The organism is Frigoribacterium sp. Leaf415 (assembly GCF_001424645.1).
GTDB lineage: Bacteria > Actinomycetota > Actinomycetes > Actinomycetales > Microbacteriaceae > Frigoribacterium.
The window spans coordinates 2155115-2174277 of the sequence record NZ_LMQR01000001.1 but is presented as its reverse complement, the minus strand read 5'-3'; the positions used below and the strand labels follow the sequence as shown (position 1 = coordinate 2174277).

Here is a 19163-nt window from a genome sequence, read left to right as displayed (position 1 = left end):
CGCGTGCCGGAATAGGGTGGCTGCCGGCACGCTGACGAAAGGCACCCCCATGGACACCACCGACGGTCGGGTCGCCGTTCTCGGCGACGCCCTCATCGACGAACTCCGCACCGACGACGGCTCGACCGACCACGTCGGCGGGGCCGGCCTCAACGTCGCCGTGGGGCTCAGCCGCCTCGGCGTCCCCACGACGCTGCTCGCCTCGATCGGCGACGACGCCGACGGCGAGTCGATCCGCGCCTTCCTCGCCGAGCACGGTGTCGAACTCGTCGCGACGATCAACCCCCTCGGCACCGGCCGGGCGGTCTCGCTGCGGGTCGACGGCGAGCCGACCTACGTCTTCACCGACGCCGCCGTCGCCCGCGGTCTCGACTTCTCGCCCGAACAGCTCGCCGTGCTCGCCGCCGCCCCCGTGGTCGCCGTCAGCTCGTACCCGTTCGACGACGCCCCGCTCACCGAGCGGCTGCTGCGGGTGGTCGGCACCGACCCCGTGCGGCTCGTCGTCGACCCGAACCCGCGGCCGGGGTTCCTGCCCGGTGGGGCGGCCCAGATCGCCGACTTCGCCGCCGGCTTCGAGCGGGTCGCGGCCTCGACCCTGCTCGTCAAGATCGGCGACGACGACGCCGAACTCGTCGCCGGGCGCTCCCTCGACGACTGGCAGGAGACGCTCCTCGCGGCGGGCACCGGGGGAGTGCTCGCGACCCGCGGCTCGGCCGGGGCGAGCCTGGTGCTGGCCGCGTCGGCGGGTGGCACCGCCGGCAACGACGTGACGCGGGGCATCTCGTCGGCCGAGGGCGAGGTCGTCGACACGATGGGCGCGGGCGACGCGACCTTCGCGTCGATCGTCGCCTCGCTGCTCGCCGAGCGGCGCGAACCCGGCTCGGTCTACTGGCCGGCCGCCCTCGAGCGGGCCATGGACGTGGCCGCGGCGACGGTCAGGGCTCCGGGGGCGTTGCTGCGGCTGCCCCGCTGACGCCGACCGGGTCCGCCGACCCGCGCCTCCTGCGCTCTGCCGGCGGAGGCTCAGCCGAGCGACTCGGCGACCGCCCGCGCCTTGCCCGACAGGTACCAGTGCGACCGTGCTCCGGTCTCGACCGGCTGCATGCCCACGACGACCTTGCCGCGCGAGTGCTGCTCGGCGAGGTCCTCGAACGCCTGGGCGATGTAGTCGAACGGGTAGAAGCCCGAGACGAGCACGCGCAGCTTGTTCTCGGCGATGAGCTTCGCCAGGGCCGACAGGATCATCGCGGGCTCGGTGTCGTCGCGCTCGGCGCCGATGAAGCGGATCTCGCGCTCGAGGCGGTCCTCGCTCGAGCTGAACCGCGCCGGCAGCACGCCGAGGTCGGCACTGAGCGCCGGGTTGTCCCCGCCGAAGTTGTCGATGAACGCCGTCACGTGGCGGTCGGTGCCCGCGGCCTTGTCGATGCGCTCGCGCAGGCCCTCGCCGTAGTCGACCGGCACGACGCCGATCGAGCGCAGGTAGTCGTGGTTGCCCGGGCTGCAGGTGCCGATCACCTTGGCTCCGAGCTGCAGGGCGAGCTGGCACTCGATGTGGCCGACACCACCCGCCGCCGCTGTGATCACGACCACGTCGTCGGGCCCGAGGTGCAGGCTGCGGACCGTGTCGTACGCGGTGGCCCCGGCGAGGTAGAGCCCTCCGGCGACCTCCCACGGGACGTGCTGCGGCTTCGGCACCACCGCGCTGGCCGGCACGGCGATGTAGGTGGCGTGCGCGCCACCGCCGACCGCGTGGCCGATCACCTCGGCACCGACCGAGAAGTTGCGCACCGCCGCGCCGCGCTTCTTCACGATGCCCGCGAAGCACGAGCCCTCACGGGCCGGGAAGTCGAGGGGCAGCCGGTCGACGAAGTCTCCCTGCCGGATGAAGTTCTCGATGTGGTTGAGGCCCGCGCAGATGACCTCGACGACGACCTCGTCGTCGGCCGGTGTCGGCAGCGGCTGCTCGACGAAGTGCAGCTGGGCGACGTCTCCGTACCCGTCGAACTCGATGGCCTTGCCCGGTCGTGCCATGACGCGCCTCCACTGCTGTCGTCGCGGCGGCGCCTGTGCCGTCGCGAGGGTGAGTGAATTGTGCGCCCTCGAGGTCGTCGTCGTCCGGCGGGCTCGCTTCGAGTTGCCTGGACGCGTCGTGCCGGCGGTGGCGGTGTCCCCGGTCAGGAGGCGCGGGTCGGCCTCGCCGTCAGAGCTGGCCGGTCGGCACCGAGAACGTGTCGCAGGCCGTCGCGCCCTGGCTGCGGCCGGTCTCGAACCACCTCTGGCGCTGCTCGGCCGAGCCGTGCGTCCAGGTGTCGGGATCGACCTGGCCGCCGCTCGCGGACTGGATGCGGTCGTCGCCCACCGCCGCCGCCGCGTCGAGCGCGTCGGCGACCTGCTGGTCGGTCACGGGCTCGAGGAACGTGGTGCCGTTCGCGTCCTGCACGGTGGAGGCCGCGCCGACCCAGGCGCCGGCGTAGCAGTCGGCCTGCACCTCGAGCCGGATGGTGTCGGAGCCCGGCCCCGTGCCGCTGCGATCGGCGCGGTCGAAGGCCCCGGTCAGCTGCTGGACGTGGTGGCCCCACTCGTGGCCGACGACGTACATCTGGGCGAGGGGGCCGCCGCTGGCCCCGAACTGCGACCGCAGCTGCTCGAAGAAGTCGGTGTCGACGAAGAGGGCCTCGTCGGGCGGGCAGTAGAACGGGCCCGTGGCGCTCGTCGCGCCGCCGCAGCCGGTGTCGGTCGAACCGCTGAAGAGGAAGAAGTCGGGGGTGCGGTAGTCGGTGACGCCGAGGGCGGGTGCCTCGGCGGCCCAGTACGCGTCGAGCGAGTCGGCCGCACCGACCATGCGGCAGTCGACGCTGTCATTGGCCTGCGCGCCGGTGGTGCACTCGGAGGACAGGTCGCCTTCGCTGACCGGCTGGGCGCCACCGCCGGCCATGCCGCCGCCGAGCAGCCCCGACACGTCGACGCCGGTGGCCTGGCTGATGAGGAAGACGGCGATGAGGCCGACGATGCCGATGCCGATGCCGATGCCGCCGCCGGCGACACCCACCGTGCGACCGCGACCGCGCCGCTTGACCTTGCTGCCGTCGAGGCGCGCGTCGTCGTTGAAGGACATGTCGCCGACGGTAGCGCAGGGCGGGGGTCAGTGCCCTTCGGCGGCTTCTTTCGCCTCGCGCTCTTTGCGGAGGACCTCGCGACCGGCGTTGCGCTCTTTGACGCGCAGTTCTTCTTCGCGCACGTCGGCGTGGATGCCGCGTTCGGTGCGCAGCCAGTCGGGCATCTCGTCGAGCAGGGCGTGGATCTCGTCGGTGGTCATGACGTCATCGACGCCGGCCCGGGCGAGGCCCGAGGTCGAGATGCCGAGCTTCTGGGCGACGACGGGCCGCGGGTGGGGACCGGTGCGGCGCAGCTCGGACAGCCACTCGGGCGGGTTCGTGCTGAGCTCGGCGAAGGCCTCGCGCGTGACGGGGGCGGCCTGGAACTCGGCGGGCGTGGCCGGCAGGTACACGCCGAGCTTCTTGGCGGCCGTGAAGGGCTTGAGGGTCTGCGGCTGCTTGCCGGACGGCGCGTCGGAGGTCATCTGCCCAGGGTACCGGGCCGATACCCTCGACCCATGACGACCGAGCCGACCCGCGCCCCGTTCCGCATCGGGGTCGTGCCCGGCGTGACCCTGTCGAAGTGGTCGAGGCTCTGGGAGGAACGCCGCCCCGAGACCCCGCTGGCCTTCGTGCCGCTCGCCGACGCGGACGCGGTGCCCGCCCTCGACGACGCCCGGGGCGACGAGCGGGTGGACATGGTCCTGGCCCGCCTGCCGATCGAGGTCGAGGGGTTGTCGGTCATCCGCCTCTACGACGAGCGAGCCGTCGTCGTCGTGCCGAAGGACCACGCCGTCACCGCGGCCGGCGTCGAGGACGAGGTCGAGGCCGCCGCGTTCGCCGACGAGCACCGGCACGACCTCGACCCGTCCCTCTCGCTCGCCGATGCCGTCGCCGTCGTCGCGACCGGGGCCGGCGTCGCCGTCATGCCGCAGTCCCTCGCCCGGCTGCACGCCCGCAAAGAGGTGACCTACCGCTACGTCGCCGACCTGCCGTCGACCACGATCGCGCTGGTCTGGCCCGAGGGCGAGCTCACCGACGACCTCGACGACTTCATCGGCGTCGTGCGGGGCCGCACGGCCCGCAGCTCGCGATCGAGGAGGCGCGACGAACCCGGGCAGGAGGCCACGGCCCGCAAGGGGTCGGCTCCCGACCCGCGCGGGGCGAAGCCGAAGCGCACGCCGCCGAAGGGCCGTGGGCCGCAGCGCGGCACGGGCCGCAGTCGACCCCGCCGAGGGCGCTGACCCCTCTCGCGCCGACCCCTCCGGCGCCGATGGGTCTGACAAGCTGAGCGGATGTCGAAGGAGACCTACATGTCGAAGAACATCTGTCTGCTCACCGGTGCCGGCCGCACGAACTCGATCGCGAACGGCATCGCCCACGAGCTCGCCGCCGACGGGTGGGACCTCGCCCTGACCACCTGGGACGGTTACGACGCCGCCATGCCCTGGGGTCTCAAGGCCGTCGACGTGGACTCGCTCGTCGGCGAGCTCGAGGCCACGGGTGCGCGCGTGGCCGTGTACCCGGCGGATCTGGGGGACCCGGGGACTCCCGCGCGCCTCCTCGGGGCGGTGAACGACGACCTGGGGCCGGTGACGGCACTCGTTCTGTCGCACTCGCACAGCGTCGACTCGTCGATCCTCGACACGACGCTCGAGAGCTGGGACGCGCACTACGCGGTCAACGTGCGTGCGGCATGGCTCGCGATCAAGGCCTTCGCCGAGCAGTTGCCCCCGGTCGACCGGCTCGACGACGGCGCCCGCATCGTCGCCCTCACGAGCGACCACGTCGTCCACAACCTGCCCTACGGGTCGAGCAAGGGCGCCCTCGACCGGCTCGTCGTCGCGGCGGCGCGTGAGCTCGGGCACCTGGGCGTCTCGTCGAACGCGCTGAATCCCGGCCCGATCGACACGGGGTGGATGGACGATGCCATCCGCGCCAGCGGCACCGAGCGTCAACCGACCGGGCGCCTCGGCACGCCCGCCGACATCGGACGGGTCGTGCGCTTCCTGCTGTCGCCCGAGGGTCGCTGGATCTCGGGCCAACTGCTCAAGGCCGACGGCGGCTTCTCGGTCTGAGCGGCGCCGGTGGTGGTGCCGGCGGTGGCGGCTCGCTAGCATCCGGGCATGACCGAACCCGTGACGTTCCGCACCACGATCGCCGAAGCTCGGACGAACGCGACGGGCATCGTCGTGCCGCCCGAGGCCGTCGAGTCCCTCGCCTCGGGGAAGAAGCCGGCGGTCGTCGTCACGGTCGAGGGGTACACCTACCGCAGCACGGTCGCGAGCATGGGCGGGCGGTTCCTGATCCCCGTCAGTGCCGAGCACCGGGCGGGGTCGGGCGTCGTGGGCGGGCAGGACGTCGAGGTCACACTGGCCCTCGACACCGAGCCGCGGGTCGTCGAGGTGCCGGCGGACCTGCGCGAGGCACTCGACGCGGACGACGCGGCCCGCGCCTCCTACGAGTCCCTGTCCTTCAGCCGGCAGCGCGCCCTGGTCGAACCGATCGGAGCGGCGAAGACCTCCGAGACCAGGGCTCGTCGGCTCGCCGCGGCGCTCGCCGTCCTCACCGGCTGAGCCCGACGGGTCGCGGCGTCCGACCTGTACCCCGCCACGCTGGGTGGTGGGTCGGCGCGAGCGGGGTACCGTCCACGCCACCACCGCGCGGCACCGGACGCCGACGGACGGACCGACACACCAAGGAGGCGCGATGTCGTTCAGCAAGGGAGACCACGTCACCTGGAACACCCCCCAGGGCGAGACCCACGGCACGGTCGTGGAGAAGCGCGTGAAGGAGTTCCAGCTCGACGGGCAGAAGTTCAAGGCCTCGGACGACGAGCCCTACTTCGTCGTCGAGAGCGACAAGAGCGGGGCGAAGGCCGCCCACAAGGGCTCGTCGTTGAGCCCGAAGAAGAAGTAGCACCAGCCGCACCCCACCCACCACCGCCCCACCCCACGAGGAGAACACCATGGCCGACCTGAACGACGTTCGCTGGAACGACGAAGCCCGCGACAAGATCCTGACCGACGCCGACAACGTCCTGCGCGACGCCGTCCGCGACGCCGCCGCCGCCCACTCGGGCGAGTCGTGGGAGGAGTCCTTCAAGGCGATCAACGACGCCGTCAAGGACCGCTTCATCGACTACGAGCCCGGCCCGGACGTCCGCAAGTACGCCGAGGCCATCGAGCGCGGCGACTTCAGCTGACCCGCGCCTCCTGGCCGGCGTCGACCCGTCGCACCCGTGAGCTGAGTGCCACGGCCACCGCGACGGCGACCACGAGGCCGGCCAGGGCGGCGAGCGACGCCGGGGTGCCGATGAGTTCGGTGAGCGGTCCGACGACGACCTCGCCGACCGGCACGCCGGCCAACGACGCCAACGTCAGGCACGAGAAGACGCGACCCAGGTAGGCCCCCGGCACCTGCCGTTGGACGACCACGTCGAGCGGCACCGTGAAGATCTCGAGCCCCACGCTGGCGGCGAAGAGGCCGAGGCTGATCCAGAAGAACCAGTGCAGCGGGTCGAACACGACCGGGTCGGTGCCGTAGGCGAACGACAGCAACACGAGCGGCAGAGCGAGCGCCGCGGCTCCGAGGCAGGCCGCCCAGAGGCGAAGCCGTCCTCGCAGGGCGCCGGCCCAGTACGCCCCGACGATCAGGCCGAGGGTCTGCAGGGCACCCGCGAACCCCCAGAGCAGCCGTCCGAACGACTGGTCGGCCACGAGCGGGCCCACCACCTGCACCCCGCCGGCGAAGGCGAACTGGAACGTGAAGGCCAGTGCCGCGGTGGCGACCAGCCAGCGCGTGCGCCAGACGAAGCCGAGCCCGCTGCCGAGGTCCTCGAGCACCGACGTCCCTCCGGAGGCGCGGGCACCGTCCCGAGGCAGCCCCACGAACACGACCGCCGCGACCACGAAGACGACCGCCCCGACGGCCAGCGCCACGCCCGACCCGGCGGTCGCGACCACCGCGCCGCCCACCGCCGTCCCGATCACCAATCCGACGTTCATGCCGACCCGGCTGAGCACCGTCGCGTCCCGGAGGCGATCGTCGGGCACGGTCTCGCGCAGCAGGGCGCTCGTCGCGGGGCCGAAGAAGGCGGCCGCGGCGCCGTTCACCGCGCCGACCGCCGCGAGGGTGGGCAACGTCTCGGTCTGCGTCAGCATGAGGGTGGCCGCCACGACGAGCGACGCCGCCGACAGCCACGACGAGGCGATCGCGACGGTGCGCTTCGAGAAACGGTCCGCGAGGGCCCCGCCGACCAGCACCAGGGCGATGTTGGGCACCGACCGGGCGACGACCACGAGCCCGAGGTCGACCGCGTCGGCCCCCAGGTCGATGGCCGCGAAGACGATGGCGAGGGGCGCGAAGCCGCTGCCCACCCACGAGAACAGGCGCCCGACCCAGAGGGCCCGGAAGGCAGGCGTTCTCAGCAGCGACCACGGCACCGCTGAACTCTATGCCGACGCACCGTGTGCGGACGCCTCGTCCTGAGGCGTCGTCATCCGCGCGGGGGACGACCTAGGCTGGCCCCGATGGACGCCCCCGCCTCCGAGCCCGACACGACCCGCGCCGACGTCACCGACGTCCCGCCGGTCGGCGTGGTGCGCGAACCCGGTCGGTACCGCAAGGGCATCGCCAAGCGCGAGGCGATCCTCGACGCCGCCCTGCCGGTGTTCGGCAAGGTCGGGTTCCACGGCGCCACCCTGCGCGAGATCGCACGACAGTGCGGCGTCTCGCACCAGTCGCTCATGCACTACTTCCCGACGAAGGACGAGCTGCTGATGGCCGTGCTCCGTCGGCGCGACGAACGACTGCGACGCCACTTCGACGACGACGGGGGCATGAGGGTCGACGAGCTCGTCGCGCTCGCCGAGTACAACGTCGACGTGCCCGTCGTCATCTCGCTGTTCATCACGGCGTCGGCCGAGGCCACCTCACCCGACCACCCGGCACACCACTACTACGCCGACTACTACGAGCGCATCGTCTCGTCGACCTCGGCCTACCTCGGGCTCGCCCAGGCTCGCGGCTGGTTGCGCGACGGCTACACCGCCGAGTCGGCCGCCCGCGTCGTGCTCGCCGTCCAGGACGGGCTGCAGCTGCAGTGGTTGTACGAGCGCGACGCGGTGGACGTCCCCGCCCTGATGCGCCTCGTGATCGGGAGCGTCCTCACGGTGCCGACTAGCGAACTCGACGCCGCCGTGCGCGAGGCGGCCGGGCACGCGGGCTGACCCGCGCCTCCTCGGTGGACGCGGGACGGCCGACGGCCGACGCCCGCTACTTCGCGCTGATGCGCTGGAACTTGCGGATGCACAGCGGCACGAAGACCACGAGCATCACGGCGATGCCGAGCAGGACCGTGGCGTAGGGGTGCTGCATCGTCCAGATGTCGGGCACCGGGGTGGCGCCCAGGTTGCCGAACGAGGTGCGGGCCGCCTGGACGAGCGACGACACCGGGTTCCACTCGGCGAAGACGCGGAGCACCGTGGGCAACGTGTCGCTCGGCACGAACGCGTTCGAGACGAACGTCAACGGGAACAGGATCATGAAGGACGCGTTGTTGATCGTCTCGGGCGTCTTGACGCTCATGCCGAGCAGGGCCATCACCCAGCTGAACGAGTAGCTGAACAGCAGCAGCAGGGCGACACCGCCGACGAACGAGGCCGGTGACGCGTTCACCCGCCAGCCGACCGCGAGGCCGGTGAGCATCATGATCACCATCGAGATCGTGTTGAGCGCCAGGTCGCTGTTCGTGCGACCGATCAGCACGGCCGACGGGCTCATCGGCAGGGTGCGGAACCGGTCGATGATCCCCTCTTTCAGGTCTTGGGCCATCGCGGCACCCGAGAAGGTCGAGCCGAAGACCACGGTCTGCGCGAAGATGCCCGCCATCAGGAACTGCGTGTAGTCGGTGCCCTGGACGGCGATGGCGCCGCCGTAGACCTGGCTGAAGAGCAGCACGAACATGATCGGCTGCAGCACGGCGAAGATCAGCATGTCGGGGGAGCGCTTGACCTTGATCAGGTTGCGCTTGGTGACGGTCCAGCCGTCCGAGGCCCAGGTGCCGACGCCCGTGTCGGTGGACGGGACGAGCGTCTGCGCGAGGGCGGAGGTGCTTGTCGTGGTGGTCATGCCCGTGCCTCTCTTTTCTTCGCACCACGTCGACCGCGGCCCCGACCGCCGGCCGAGTCGTCGTCGGCGGAGCCGTGGTCGTCTGCCGCGTCGTCGTCTGCCGCGCGGTGGCCGGTGAGCTGCAGGAAGACGTCGTCGAGGGTGGGGCGTCGCATGCCGGCGTCGTGCAGCTCGATGCCGGCGGCGCCGAGGTCGGCGAGCGTCCGCTGCAGGGCGGTCGGGCCGTCGGTGACCGCGACCTCGAGCTGACGACCGTCGGCCCCGACGGTCGGCTCGGAGTCGCCGTGCCGCCGGAGCACCTCGACCGCCTGGTCGGCCCTCGCCTCGTCGACGAGCGCGACGACGAGCCGGTGCCCGCCGACCTGGGCCTTGAGCTGGTCGGCCGTGCCCTCGGCGATGACGGCCCCGCCGTCGATGACCGAGATGTCGTCGGCCAGCCGGTCGGCCTCCTCGAGGTACTGGGTGGTCAGCAGCACCGTCGTGCCCCCGTCGACGAGCCCGGTGATGATGTCCCACAGGGCGAGGCGGCTGCGCGGATCGAGGCCCGTCGTCGGCTCGTCGAGGAACAGCACGCGCGGGTTCGTCACGAGCGCCCCGGCGAGGTCGATCCGTCGTCGCATGCCGCCCGAGAAGCCCTTGACCGGGCGGTCGCCCGCGGCGGCCAGGTCGAAGACGTCGATCAGCTCGCGGGCGCGGTCTCGACTGACGCGGCTGCCCAGGTGGTACAGCCGCCCGATCATGTCGAGGTTCTCGAAGCCGGTGAGGTTCTCGTCGACCGCGGCGTACTGCCCCGAGACGCCGATCGAGCGGCGCACGGCCTGGGCGTCGGCGACGACGTCGAGCCCGGCGATCGTGGCCGTGCCGGAGTCCGGCCGTTCGAGGGTGGTGAGCATCTTGACGCCCGTCGTCTTGCCCGCGCCGTTCGGCCCGAGCAGCGCCTTGACGGTGCCCTCGGGCACGATCAGGTCGAGCCCGGTCAGGGCGTGGACCGGGCCGGACTTGGACCGGTAGGTCTTCGTGAGGCCGCGTGCCTCGATCATCGCCATGGGTGCTCCCGGTGCGTGGGGCCCGTCCATCTGCGGACGGGTCGGTCTTGGCGGCCGCTGTGCACCGCCTGAACGCGCCCAAGGTAGCGCTGTCCGGCCCCCGCCGCCAGTGCCGATCGGCCCCCTGTGGAGAAGAGGCGCGGCGCACGTTACGGTCTCGTGTCAAACCTTGCCAGGTGGCAAGTTCCGCCCTACATTCATCCCATGACCACCATCGACGAGACGGCGGGGCCGTCCACCGCTGAACAGCTCCTGCCCGTCGGCATCGGCGACGACGCCGTCGCCCTCGCCCGCCGCTGGGCGCACGAGGCGTCCGGCGCCCCGAGCACCGGCTCGGCCCATCTGCTCGCCCAGGTCCTCAAGGACGAGTCGGGACTCGCCTTCACGATCGGCTTCGTCGACCGGGTCGTCCGTCCCGAGGACCTCGGCGTCGCCGCCCGCAACCTCTCGACCCTGGCGAAGCAGGCACCGGCCTTCCTGCCGTGGCACATGCGCTCCGCCGTGCGCCTCGGCGGCGTCATGGCGCCCGTGCTGCCGGGCGTGGTCGTGCCGATCGCCCGTCGCGTCCTGCGCGGCATGGTCGGCCACCTCGTCGCCGACGCCCGCCCCGCCAAGCTCGGTGCCGCGATCGCGAACATCAAGAAGGACAGGACGCGGCTGAACCTCAACCTGCTCGGCGAGGCCGTCCTGGGCGACGCCGAAGCCGAGCACCGCCTCGCGGGCACCCGGGCGCTGCTCGCCCGCGACGACGTCGACTACGTGTCGGTCAAGGTCTCGTCCATCGTCAGCCAGCTCTCGATGTGGGCCTTCGACGAGACCGTCGAGCGCGTCGTCGAGAAGCTCACCCCGCTGTACGAGCTCGCCGCCCGCTCGCCGAAGCCGAAGTTCATCAACCTCGACATGGAGGAGTACCGCGACCTCGACCTGACGATCGCCGTCTTCACGCGCCTCCTCGACCAGCCGCAGCTGAAGGGCCTCGAGGCCGGCATCGTCCTGCAGACCTATCTTCCCGACGCCCTGGGTGCCCTGCAGCACCTCACCACCTGGGCGACCGAGCGGGTCGACGCCGGTGGGGCCGCGATCAAGGTGCGCATCGTCAAGGGTGCGAACCTCGCGATGGAGACCGTCGACGCGACCGTGCACGAGTGGCCGCTCGCGACCTACGGCACCAAGCAGGACAGCGACACGAACTACAAGCGCGTGCTCACCTGGGCCTTCACGCCCGAGCGCACCCGTGCCGTCCGGGTCGGCGTGGCCGGCCACAACCTGTTCGACATCGCCTTCGCCCACCTGCTGGCCGAGGCCCGTGGCGTGAGCGACCGGGTCGAGTTCGAGATGCTGCTCGGCATGGCCGAGGGGCAGGCCGAGCTGGTCAAGGCCGACGTCGGGGGTCTGCTGCTCTACACGCCCGTCGTGCACCCCCGTGAGTTCGACGTCGCCATCAGCTACCTGATCCGCCGTCTCGAAGAGAACGCCTCGAGCGAGAACTTCATGTCCGCCGTCTTCGAACTCGCCTCGAACGAGGCCATGTTCGAGCGTGAGAAGGGCCGGTTCCTCGCCTCGCTCGCCGAGGTCGACGGAGACACCCCGGCGCCGCACCGCGTGCAGAGCCGCCTCGACGCGGCCCAGGCGTTGCAGCCCCGAGAGGCCGGCAGCGGCTTCGACAACGAGCCCGACACCGACCCCGCCCTGGCCGACAACCGCGCCTGGGGCCGCGAGATCGCCGCCCGCTCGACCGACTCGCGACTGGGCGTCGAGCTGATCGAGTCCGCCCGGGTGACCGACGCGGCCACCCTCGACGCGATCGTCGCCGACGCCGTCTCGGCGTCCGCCGACTGGGCGGCCCGCGGAGGCGCGGGTCGGGCCGCGGTCCTGCGCGAGGCCGCGGCGACGCTCTCGGCCCGCCGCGCCGACCTGATGGAGGTCGCGGCGAGCGAGACCGGCAAGACCGTCGCCGAGGGCGACGTCGAGGTCAGCGAGGCGATCGACTTCGCCAACTGGTACGCCCACCTCGCCGAAGAACTCGACCGGGTGGACGGCGCGACGTTCGTGCCCGAGCGACTCACCCTCGTCACGCCGCCCTGGAACTTCCCGCTGGCTATCCCGGCCGGCTCGACCCTCGCCGCGCTCGCCGCGGGCAGCAGCGTCGTGATCAAGCCGGCCGGCCAGGCCAAGCGCAGCGGTGCCGTCATGGTGCAGGCCCTCTGGGACGCCGGCGTGCCCCGAGAGGTGCTCAAGCTGGTCGACGTGGACGAGGGCGACCTCGGTCGTCACCTGGTGTCGCACCCGTCGGTCGACCGCGTCATCCTCACCGGCGCCTTCGAGACGGCCGCGCTGTTCACCAGCTGGCGCACCGACCTGCCCCTGCTCGCCGAGACCAGCGGCAAGAACGCCGTCATCGTCACCCCGAGCGCCGACCTCGACCTGGCCGCGTCCGACGTCATCAAGTCGGCGTTCGGCCACGCGGGCCAGAAGTGCTCGGCGGCGAGCCTGGTGATCCTCGTCGGCTCGGTCGCCACCTCCGAGCGCTTCCGCCGCCAGCTCGTCGACGCCGCGTCGACCCTGCGCGTCGGCCTCCCCTCCGACCCCACCACGCAGATGGGCCCGATCGTCGAGCCGGCCCACGGCAAGCTCGAGCGGGCGCTCACCACGCTCGGCGCGGGCGAGACCTGGCTGGTCGAGCCGAAGCGACTCGACGACACCGGACGCCTCTGGTCGCCCGGCGTGCGCGCCGGCGTCGCGGCGGGCAGCGAGTTCCACCTCACCGAGTACTTCGGCCCGGTGCTCGGCATCATGACCGCGAAGACGCTCGACGAGGCGATCGAGCTGCAGAACGCGACCGACTACGGCCTGACCGCGGGCCTCCACACCCTCGACCCCGCCGAGCTGTCCACGTGGCTCGACCGCGTCGAGGCGGGCAACCTCTACGTCAACCGCGGCATCACCGGGGCGATCGTCCGGCGGCAGCCGTTCGGCGGCTGGAAGAAGTCCTCGGTCGGCGCCGGCGCGAAGGCCGGTGGGCCGAACTACCTCGTGCACCTCGGCTCGTGGCAGCCGACGACGCTGACCGAACCGCAGGAGGCGCGCCCGGGTCGCGATGCCTTGGCCGCCCTCGAGGCCGCGTCGCCGCTGCTCGGGGCGTCGGGTGCGTCGGCTCCCGACGACCTGCGGGCCGCCGCCGCCAGCGACGAGCACTTCTGGACCACCGAGTTCGGCGTCGCCCGTGACGTCAGCGACCTCGGCCTCGAGCGCGACCTGCTGCGCTACCGCCCGCTGCCCGTCACGATCCGCGCCGCCGACGGGGCGGCACCGGCCGACGTGGTCCGCGTGTTGCTCGCCGGTCTGCGCTCGGGTGCGCCGCTCACGGTGTCCTCGTCGGTCGACCTGCCCGGCGCGCTCGTCCGGGCCCTCGGCCTCGCGGCCTCCGACGTCGTGCACGAGGACGACGCCGCCTGGCACGCCCGGGTGCGTGCGGGGCGCCTGTCGACCGAGCGCGTGCGGTTGGTGACGGACGCGGGCGACGTGACCGGCGCCTCCTCGGCTCTGGCGGACGCCCTGGGCGGCGACCCGTCGGTGGCCGTGTTCGCCGCCCCCGTCACACCGACCGGGCGCCTCGAGCTGCTGCCGTTCCTGCGCGAGCAGGCCGTCGCGATCACGGCGCACCGCTTCGGCAACCCCGACGACTGGAGTGCGGCCGTCATCTGACCCTGCCGGCGCATGCGGACGTCCGAACCCGCCGACTCGTGCGTGGTCCGGGCCGGGTTAAGCCATCGAGAGGTCACGACATGCCGCTCACCTTCGGAGGTGAGCGGCATGTCGTGACATCTCGCGGGGCGCGGGGTGAGTCTCAGACGGCGGGCTGCCCGGAGGCGTACCAGGCGGCGAGCCGGCGCAGGCCCTCGTCGACGCTCACCGCGGGCGTCCACCGGAGGTCGTGCTGCGTGCGCCGCTGGTCGAACCAGTGCGCGGTGGACAGCTGCTCGGCGAGGAACCTCGTCATGGGTGGTTCGTCGGTACCCGGTCGCACGGTCCAGACGCGCTCGACCAGCGACCCCGCGGCGCGGGCAACCCCGGCCGGCACCCGCAGCCGAGGGGCGGGCACCCCGGCGGCCGCGCAGATCCCGGCCATCAGGTCGGCGACGGTGCGGGGCTCGCCGTTGGTGATCACGTACGACTCGCCGCTGACCTCGTCCACGCGCTCGAGGGCGGCGGCGATGCCGGTCGCCGCGTTGTCCACGTAGGTGGAGTCGATCAGGGCGGCGCCGTGGTCGAGCAGCGGCAGGCGTCCGGAGCGGGCACGGTCGACGATGCGCTCGACGAGTTGGGTGTCGCCCGGGCCCCAGACGAGGTGGGGGCGGACGGCCACGACGCGCAGGTCGGCGTCGGACGCCCCGAGGGCGACGCGCTCGGCCGCGGCCTTGGTGCGGGCGTAGTCGCCGCGAGCGTGCCCGGGCGAGGCGGGCAGCGCGTCGTCACCGACGATCGACGATCCCGCGTGCGCCACGGACGGCGACGAGACGAAGACCAGCCGCGACACCGAGGAGGCGCGCATCGCCTCGACGAGGGAGCGCGTGCCCCCGACGTTGACGGCCTCGAACTCGGCGGCGTCACCCGTGAGCGACACCTTCGCGGCGAGGTGGACGACGGCGTCCTGGTCGCGGACGGCGGCGGCGACGGCCCGCGGGTTCGTCATCGACCCGAGCACGTCGCGAGCGCCGGGCACGCCCGAGGGCCGGCGCTGGAAGGTGGTGACCTCGTGCCCGGCGTCGGCGACCGCTCGGGCGACGGCGCCGCCGAGCAGGCCGCTCGCGCCGGTGACCAGCACCCTCACGGGCGCACCCCGCGTCGGCAGACGGGCGTGTTCGCCGAAGACGGGCGTCCGTGTGCGTCCGTGTCGGACGAACCCGCCCGGGTTCGGGCAGCGCCACCGACCAGCACCCTCACGGGCGGCGCATCCGACCGCCGGACAGCACCGACGTCGCCCACGCGGCGAGGCCGGTGCGGTCGATCTTGCTGTTGTGTCGCACGTCGGTCGGCAGCCGTGGCACGACGAGCACCGCGGCCACGGGCCGACCCGACGCCGACCCGACGGCCGAGCGCACCGAGGCCGCCAGGGCCGCGGACGCCAGCCCCGGGCGACGAGCCGGGGGGACGGTCTCGGCCACGACGACGACCTGTTGCGTGCCGGCCGGGCCGACGCCCACGACGGCGGCGCGGGCGATGCCGGCCCGCGCCTCCACGGCCTGTTCGGACGCCACCGGCGTCAGCACGCCAGTCGCCGTCGTGATCACGTGGGGCAGGCGGCCCTCGACCCAGAGCCGACCCTGCGCGTCGAGGTGCCCGACGTCGCCGGTGCGGTGCCAGCGGGTCTCGGCGGTGGAGCCCAGGCGGCTGAGGCGGTGCGTCAGCCAGAGACGGTCGTAGTGGTCCTCGACGTGGGGCGCCGAGACGACGATCTCGCCGGTCACGCCGGCGTCGTCGGTGAAGGCCGAGGAGGCGCGGCCCGCGTCGTCGAGCAGAGCGATCCGCACCGTCGTGGTCGCGCCGGGCAGCCCGACGCAGACACCACCGGCGTCGGGCGCGCCCGCGGCGACGGCGGCCTCGCGGTCGGCCGTCGCGGAGCGCACGCCCTCGAGCGTGACGTCGGTCATCAGCAGGCCCTCGGTCATGCCGTAGGGCGTGTGGGGCGTCGCGTTCGCCATGAGGTCGCCGGCCGCGGCCAGCAACGTCTCGGAGACGGGCGCACCCGCCGACAGGAACGTCTCGACGCCGGCCAGGGCGCGGTGGTCGGTGGCGTCGAGCTCGTCCGACGTCGCGACGACGTTGGTGAGCGCGGCGGGGGAGAGGAACACCACGGTGGCGTCGACGGCCGCCGTCGCGGCCGCGACCGCCCGGGCGGTCAGGGTGCGCGGCTTCGTGACGTCCATGTCGGGCGTGACGCTCGTCGCCCCGAGGGCGGGGCCGAGCAGGGCGAACGGGGCGAAGCCGGCCACCAGGCCGGTGCCCGGACCGACGCCGTACTGCGCGGCCAGGGCGTCGCGCAGGGCGGTCAGCTGGCCGTGCCGGTAGACGACGCCCTTCGCGGGGCCGGTCGAGCCCGAGGTGAACAGGATCGCGGCCTCGGCGTCGGCCGTGGGGGCGTCGGGCAGCTCGGCGAGGGCGCTGCGGGCGCGGCGGCCGAGGGCGGCGATCTCGGGCAGCGACGCCTCGACGCCGAGCATCCGAGCGGCGACGGGCGACAACGTCGTCGTCGAGATCTTGCGGCCCGGCCAGCCGAGGGCGGTCGCCGCCGTGAGCCCGGGGAGCTGGCCGATCACGTGGTCGGGCCAGGCGCCCCGGACGGCGCGGGTCAGGCCGCGCACGCCGAGACCGGCGTCGGCCACGACGACGACGGCGCCGAGGCGGACGCAGGCGTAGAGCACGGCGGTCAGGTCGGCACCGGGCTGCACGAGCAGCGAGACGCGGTCGCCGGGCCGCACGCCGTGCGCGCGGAGGCCGAGGGCGATCTCGTGGACGCGGCGGGCGAGCAGGCTCCAGCTCACCGAGCGGGGGCCGTCGGCACCCGCGGGGGCCATCTCGACGAGCGCGGTGGCCGGGCTGTCGGCCAGGGAGTCGAGGTACGACCAGAGCGGGCGGTCCTGCGGGGAGGCGACCCGCGCCTCCTCGGCTGCGACGGCTGCGGTTCCGACGGCGGCGGCCGCGACAGCGGCGGCTCCGGCCGGGGCGTCGACCGCGGCCGCGCCGTCGGGCAGCCGGTCGCCCAGCCAGGTGAGCACGGCCCCGGCGTAGTCGACGTCCTCGGCGACGAGGTGGCCGGCACCCTCGAAGCGGTGCACGTCGGCGTGCGGCAGGCGGTCGACCAGGTCGTCGAGGTACCGGTCGGAGAAGATCGGGTCGCGCGGGCCCCAGAGCATCAGGGCCGGCACGGTGAGTTCGCGCAGGCCCTCGGCGATGCGGTCGAGCTCGGGACTGCTGACGTGCTCGTCGTCGACCGGGATGTCGGCCACGAAGCCACCGATGCCGCCGCGGCGGTCGGCCTGGCGGTACGGAGCCCGGAAGCCGGCCTTCACCTCGGGCGACAGCGGCGGGTGGGCGAGACCCAGGGTCACGTCGAGGAAGCCGGTCGTGCCGACCGTCGCCCGGCCCAGCACGCCGCGGGCCAGGGTGAGGCGCAGGGGAGCCGGGATCTTCTCGCCCTCGGGCTGGTGGATCGCGGTGTTGAGCAGCATGAGCCCGGCGAGCTGGTCGGGGTGGTCGACGGCCCAGCCCATCGAGACGACGCCGCCCCAGTCGTGGCCGAGGGTGACGACGGGCCCGGTGACCTCGAGGGCATCGGTCAGGTCGCCCAGGTCGGCGACGCGGCGGGCCAGCGTCTGCGGCGAGCCCGTGCGCTCGGAGAACCCCATGTCGAGCTGGTCGACCGCGACGACGCGCCAGGCGGGCCCCCCGGCGGCGGCCGTCTCGACCGTCCGGGCGACGAGGCGGCGCCAGAGGTAGGACCAGGTCGGGTTGCCGTGCACGCAGAGGACGGTGCCGACCGGCTCGGCACCGACGGCGGCCAGCGCCTCGGCGTTGTCGAGGACGTGCCAGGTGCGGGAGGCGCGGTGTGCGCCGAGCCCGTACGGCACGTCGACGAGACGCGACCACGACGGGTCGAGCCCGTCGAGACCCGCGGGGGGACGTGACGCCGGCGCCGTGGCGGAGGCGGACCGCGGGAGCCGACTCACCAGGCGAGTTCCATCATCGCGGTGTTGATGCCCGAGCCGACGCCCATCAGCAGGACGCGGTCGCCCTTGCTGAGGGTCTTGCTCTCTTCGACCAGGGTGATCGGGATCGACGCCGGGCCGACGTTGCCGAGGGTCGGGTAGGTCAGCGGGACGAGCTTCTTGTCGATGCCGGCGGCCTTGACGAAGGCACCGGTGTGCACGTCGCTGACCTGATGCATGATGTAGCGGTCCATGCGCTGCCAGTTCCAGTCGCGCTTGGCCTCTTTCCAGGCCGAGACGACGAGTTCCATGCCGCGCTTGAGCAGGGCCTTGGCGTCGGTGAACATGCCGTCGACGCTGCCGACGCACAGGTCGTAGTTCTCGGTGGCGGCGCGGGTGACGCCGCCGACGATGCGGTGGCCCTCGGGGTGCAGGTCGGCACGGCCGATCACGGCGGCGGCGGCCCCCGAGCCGAGGGTGAGGCTGGCGAACTCGCTCATGAAGTCGTCGCGGCCGTAGCCCTTGGTGAGCAGACGGTCGATCGTGTTGACCTGGACGTCGTCCGCGTCCTCGCCGTCGATGATGACGGCGTAGTCGATCTGGCCGGCGTCGATCAGCTGGGCGGCGAGGGTCATGCCGTTGACGAAGCCGAGGCAGGCGTTGGCGATGTCGAAGTTCGTCGCCGACGAGGGCAGGCCGAGACCGTGGTGCAGGCGGACCGCGACCGAGGGCTCGAGGTGGGGACGCGTGACCGACGTGTTGATCAGCAGGCCGACCTGGTCGGGGCGGATGCCGGCCTCGGCCATCGCCCGCTTGCCCGCGTCGATCGCCGCCGAGTCGAAGCTCTGCTCGGTGCTCCAGTTGCGGCGCTCGTACACGCCGGCGACGCGCTGGAGCAGGCCCGTGGGCAGCTTGAGGCGCTTGAGCACGGGGCCGAGCTTCTCGTCGATGCTCTCGGAGGTGGTGACCCGGTCGGCCATGGTGCTGGTGACCGACAGCAACGCGACGTTGCTGTGCCGGGTCGTAGCGTTTCCGTTCAACGGAACTCCCTGTCGAGTTGTGGCGGGGTGGGGCTGCACGCGCGCGCGGGGTCGCGAGCGGAGCCGAACGTCGTGGGCACCGGTTCGGTGCATCCGTCAGTTTACGGCGACGGACGCTGGGTGGTTGCCAGGTTGACGGGGCAC

Annotated in this window: 17 protein-coding genes; 8 read left to right on the top strand and 9 right to left on the bottom strand. The window is 73.0% G+C overall.

Annotated elements, in window-relative coordinates:
* Positions 1–49 precede the first annotated feature (49 nt).
* A complete protein-coding gene (locus tag ASG28_RS10025; protein WP_055974644.1) occupies positions 50–973 on the top strand; it encodes a carbohydrate kinase family protein in 924 nt (307 codons plus the stop codon).
* Between the two features lie 50 nt (positions 974–1023).
* Here the strand turns inward: ASG28_RS10025 and ASG28_RS10020 are convergent, their stop codons facing one another.
* The 3 genes from ASG28_RS10020 to ASG28_RS10010 all read right to left on the bottom strand — a co-directional run bounded on the left by ASG28_RS10020 (position 1024) and on the right by ASG28_RS10010 (position 3580).
* Positions 1024–2031 (bottom strand): NADP-dependent oxidoreductase, encoded by a 1008-nt coding sequence (locus ASG28_RS10020; RefSeq protein WP_055974641.1) that lies wholly within the window; start codon positions 2029–2031, stop codon positions 1024–1026.
* Between the two features lie 169 nt (positions 2032–2200).
* Positions 2201–3115 (bottom strand): KPN_02809 family neutral zinc metallopeptidase, encoded by a 915-nt coding sequence (gene ypfJ / locus ASG28_RS10015; RefSeq protein ID WP_055974638.1) that lies wholly within the window; start codon positions 3113–3115, stop codon positions 2201–2203.
* Between the two features lie 27 nt (positions 3116–3142).
* Positions 3143–3580 carry a DUF5997 family protein gene (locus ASG28_RS10010; protein WP_043597192.1) on the bottom strand — a complete coding sequence of 146 codons (438 nt, stop codon included), beginning with the start codon at positions 3578–3580 and terminating at the stop codon, positions 3143–3145.
* Positions 3581–3613: 33 nt separating this feature from the next.
* Here ASG28_RS10010 and ASG28_RS10005 point away from each other — a divergent pair, with 33 nt between their 5' ends.
* The 5 genes from ASG28_RS10005 to ASG28_RS09985 all read left to right on the top strand — a co-directional run bounded on the left by ASG28_RS10005 (position 3614) and on the right by ASG28_RS09985 (position 6300).
* Entirely contained in the window at positions 3614–4339 is a 726-nt protein-coding gene (locus tag ASG28_RS10005; protein WP_055974635.1) for a LysR substrate-binding domain-containing protein, read from the top strand.
* Positions 4340–4390: 51 nt separating this feature from the next.
* The gene (locus ASG28_RS10000) at positions 4391–5173 is read left to right on the top strand and encodes an SDR family oxidoreductase (RefSeq protein WP_055974632.1); all 783 of its coding nucleotides are present in this window, start codon (positions 4391–4393) and stop codon (positions 5171–5173) included.
* A 48-nt stretch (positions 5174–5221) separates the two neighbouring features.
* Positions 5222–5671 carry a YdeI/OmpD-associated family protein gene (locus ASG28_RS09995; RefSeq protein WP_055974628.1) on the top strand — a complete coding sequence of 150 codons (450 nt, stop codon included), beginning with the start codon at positions 5222–5224 and terminating at the stop codon, positions 5669–5671.
* Between the two features lie 133 nt (positions 5672–5804).
* Entirely contained in the window at positions 5805–6014 is a 210-nt protein-coding gene (locus tag ASG28_RS09990; RefSeq protein ID WP_054146846.1) for a DUF2945 domain-containing protein, read from the top strand.
* A 49-nt stretch (positions 6015–6063) separates the two neighbouring features.
* Positions 6064–6300: a hypothetical protein gene (locus ASG28_RS09985; protein ID WP_043597179.1), complete on the top strand. Its 237-nt coding sequence runs from the start codon at positions 6064–6066 to the stop codon at positions 6298–6300.
* Here the strand turns inward: ASG28_RS09985 and ASG28_RS09980 are convergent.
* The gene (locus ASG28_RS09980; RefSeq protein ID WP_055974626.1) at positions 6293–7540 is read right to left on the bottom strand and encodes an MFS transporter; all 1248 of its coding nucleotides are present in this window, start codon (positions 7538–7540) and stop codon (positions 6293–6295) included. The two genes, ASG28_RS09985 and ASG28_RS09980, sit on opposite strands and share 8 nt — an antisense overlap.
* 87 nt (positions 7541–7627) lie before the next feature.
* Here ASG28_RS09980 and ASG28_RS09975 point away from each other — a divergent pair, with 87 nt between their 5' ends.
* The gene (locus tag ASG28_RS09975; protein WP_055974623.1) at positions 7628–8326 is read left to right on the top strand and encodes a TetR/AcrR family transcriptional regulator; all 699 of its coding nucleotides are present in this window, start codon (positions 7628–7630) and stop codon (positions 8324–8326) included.
* A gap of 46 nt (positions 8327–8372) precedes the next feature.
* Here ASG28_RS09975 and ASG28_RS09970 read toward each other — a convergent pair whose 3' ends face one another.
* Positions 8373–9227 carry an ABC transporter permease gene (locus tag ASG28_RS09970; protein WP_055974620.1) on the bottom strand — a complete coding sequence of 285 codons (855 nt, stop codon included), beginning with the start codon at positions 9225–9227 and terminating at the stop codon, positions 8373–8375.
* The gene (locus tag ASG28_RS09965) at positions 9224–10273 is read right to left on the bottom strand and encodes an ATP-binding cassette domain-containing protein (protein WP_055974618.1); all 1050 of its coding nucleotides are present in this window, start codon (positions 10271–10273) and stop codon (positions 9224–9226) included. The genes ASG28_RS09970 and ASG28_RS09965 overlap by 4 nt, the downstream gene beginning before the upstream one ends.
* A gap of 204 nt (positions 10274–10477) precedes the next feature.
* Between ASG28_RS09965 and ASG28_RS09960 the strand changes: the two genes are divergently transcribed.
* Entirely contained in the window at positions 10478–13978 is a 3501-nt protein-coding gene (locus tag ASG28_RS09960; RefSeq protein WP_055974615.1) for a bifunctional proline dehydrogenase/L-glutamate gamma-semialdehyde dehydrogenase, read from the top strand.
* A gap of 142 nt (positions 13979–14120) precedes the next feature.
* Here the strand turns inward: ASG28_RS09960 and ASG28_RS09955 are convergent, their stop codons facing one another.
* The 3 genes from ASG28_RS09955 to ASG28_RS09945 all read right to left on the bottom strand — a co-directional run bounded on the left by ASG28_RS09955 (position 14121) and on the right by ASG28_RS09945 (position 19019).
* The gene (locus tag ASG28_RS09955; protein ID WP_055974612.1) at positions 14121–15104 is read right to left on the bottom strand and encodes an NAD-dependent epimerase/dehydratase family protein; all 984 of its coding nucleotides are present in this window, start codon (positions 15102–15104) and stop codon (positions 14121–14123) included.
* Between the two features lie 109 nt (positions 15105–15213).
* Positions 15214–18000, bottom strand: a complete 2787-nt coding sequence (locus ASG28_RS09950) for an alpha/beta fold hydrolase (RefSeq protein ID WP_055974610.1) — start codon at positions 17998–18000, stop codon at positions 15214–15216.
* Positions 17997–19019, bottom strand: a complete 1023-nt coding sequence (locus ASG28_RS09945; protein WP_055974607.1) for a 3-oxoacyl-ACP synthase III — start codon at positions 19017–19019, stop codon at positions 17997–17999. The genes ASG28_RS09950 and ASG28_RS09945 overlap by 4 nt, the downstream gene beginning before the upstream one ends.
* Between the last annotated feature and the right edge of the window lie 144 nt (positions 19020–19163).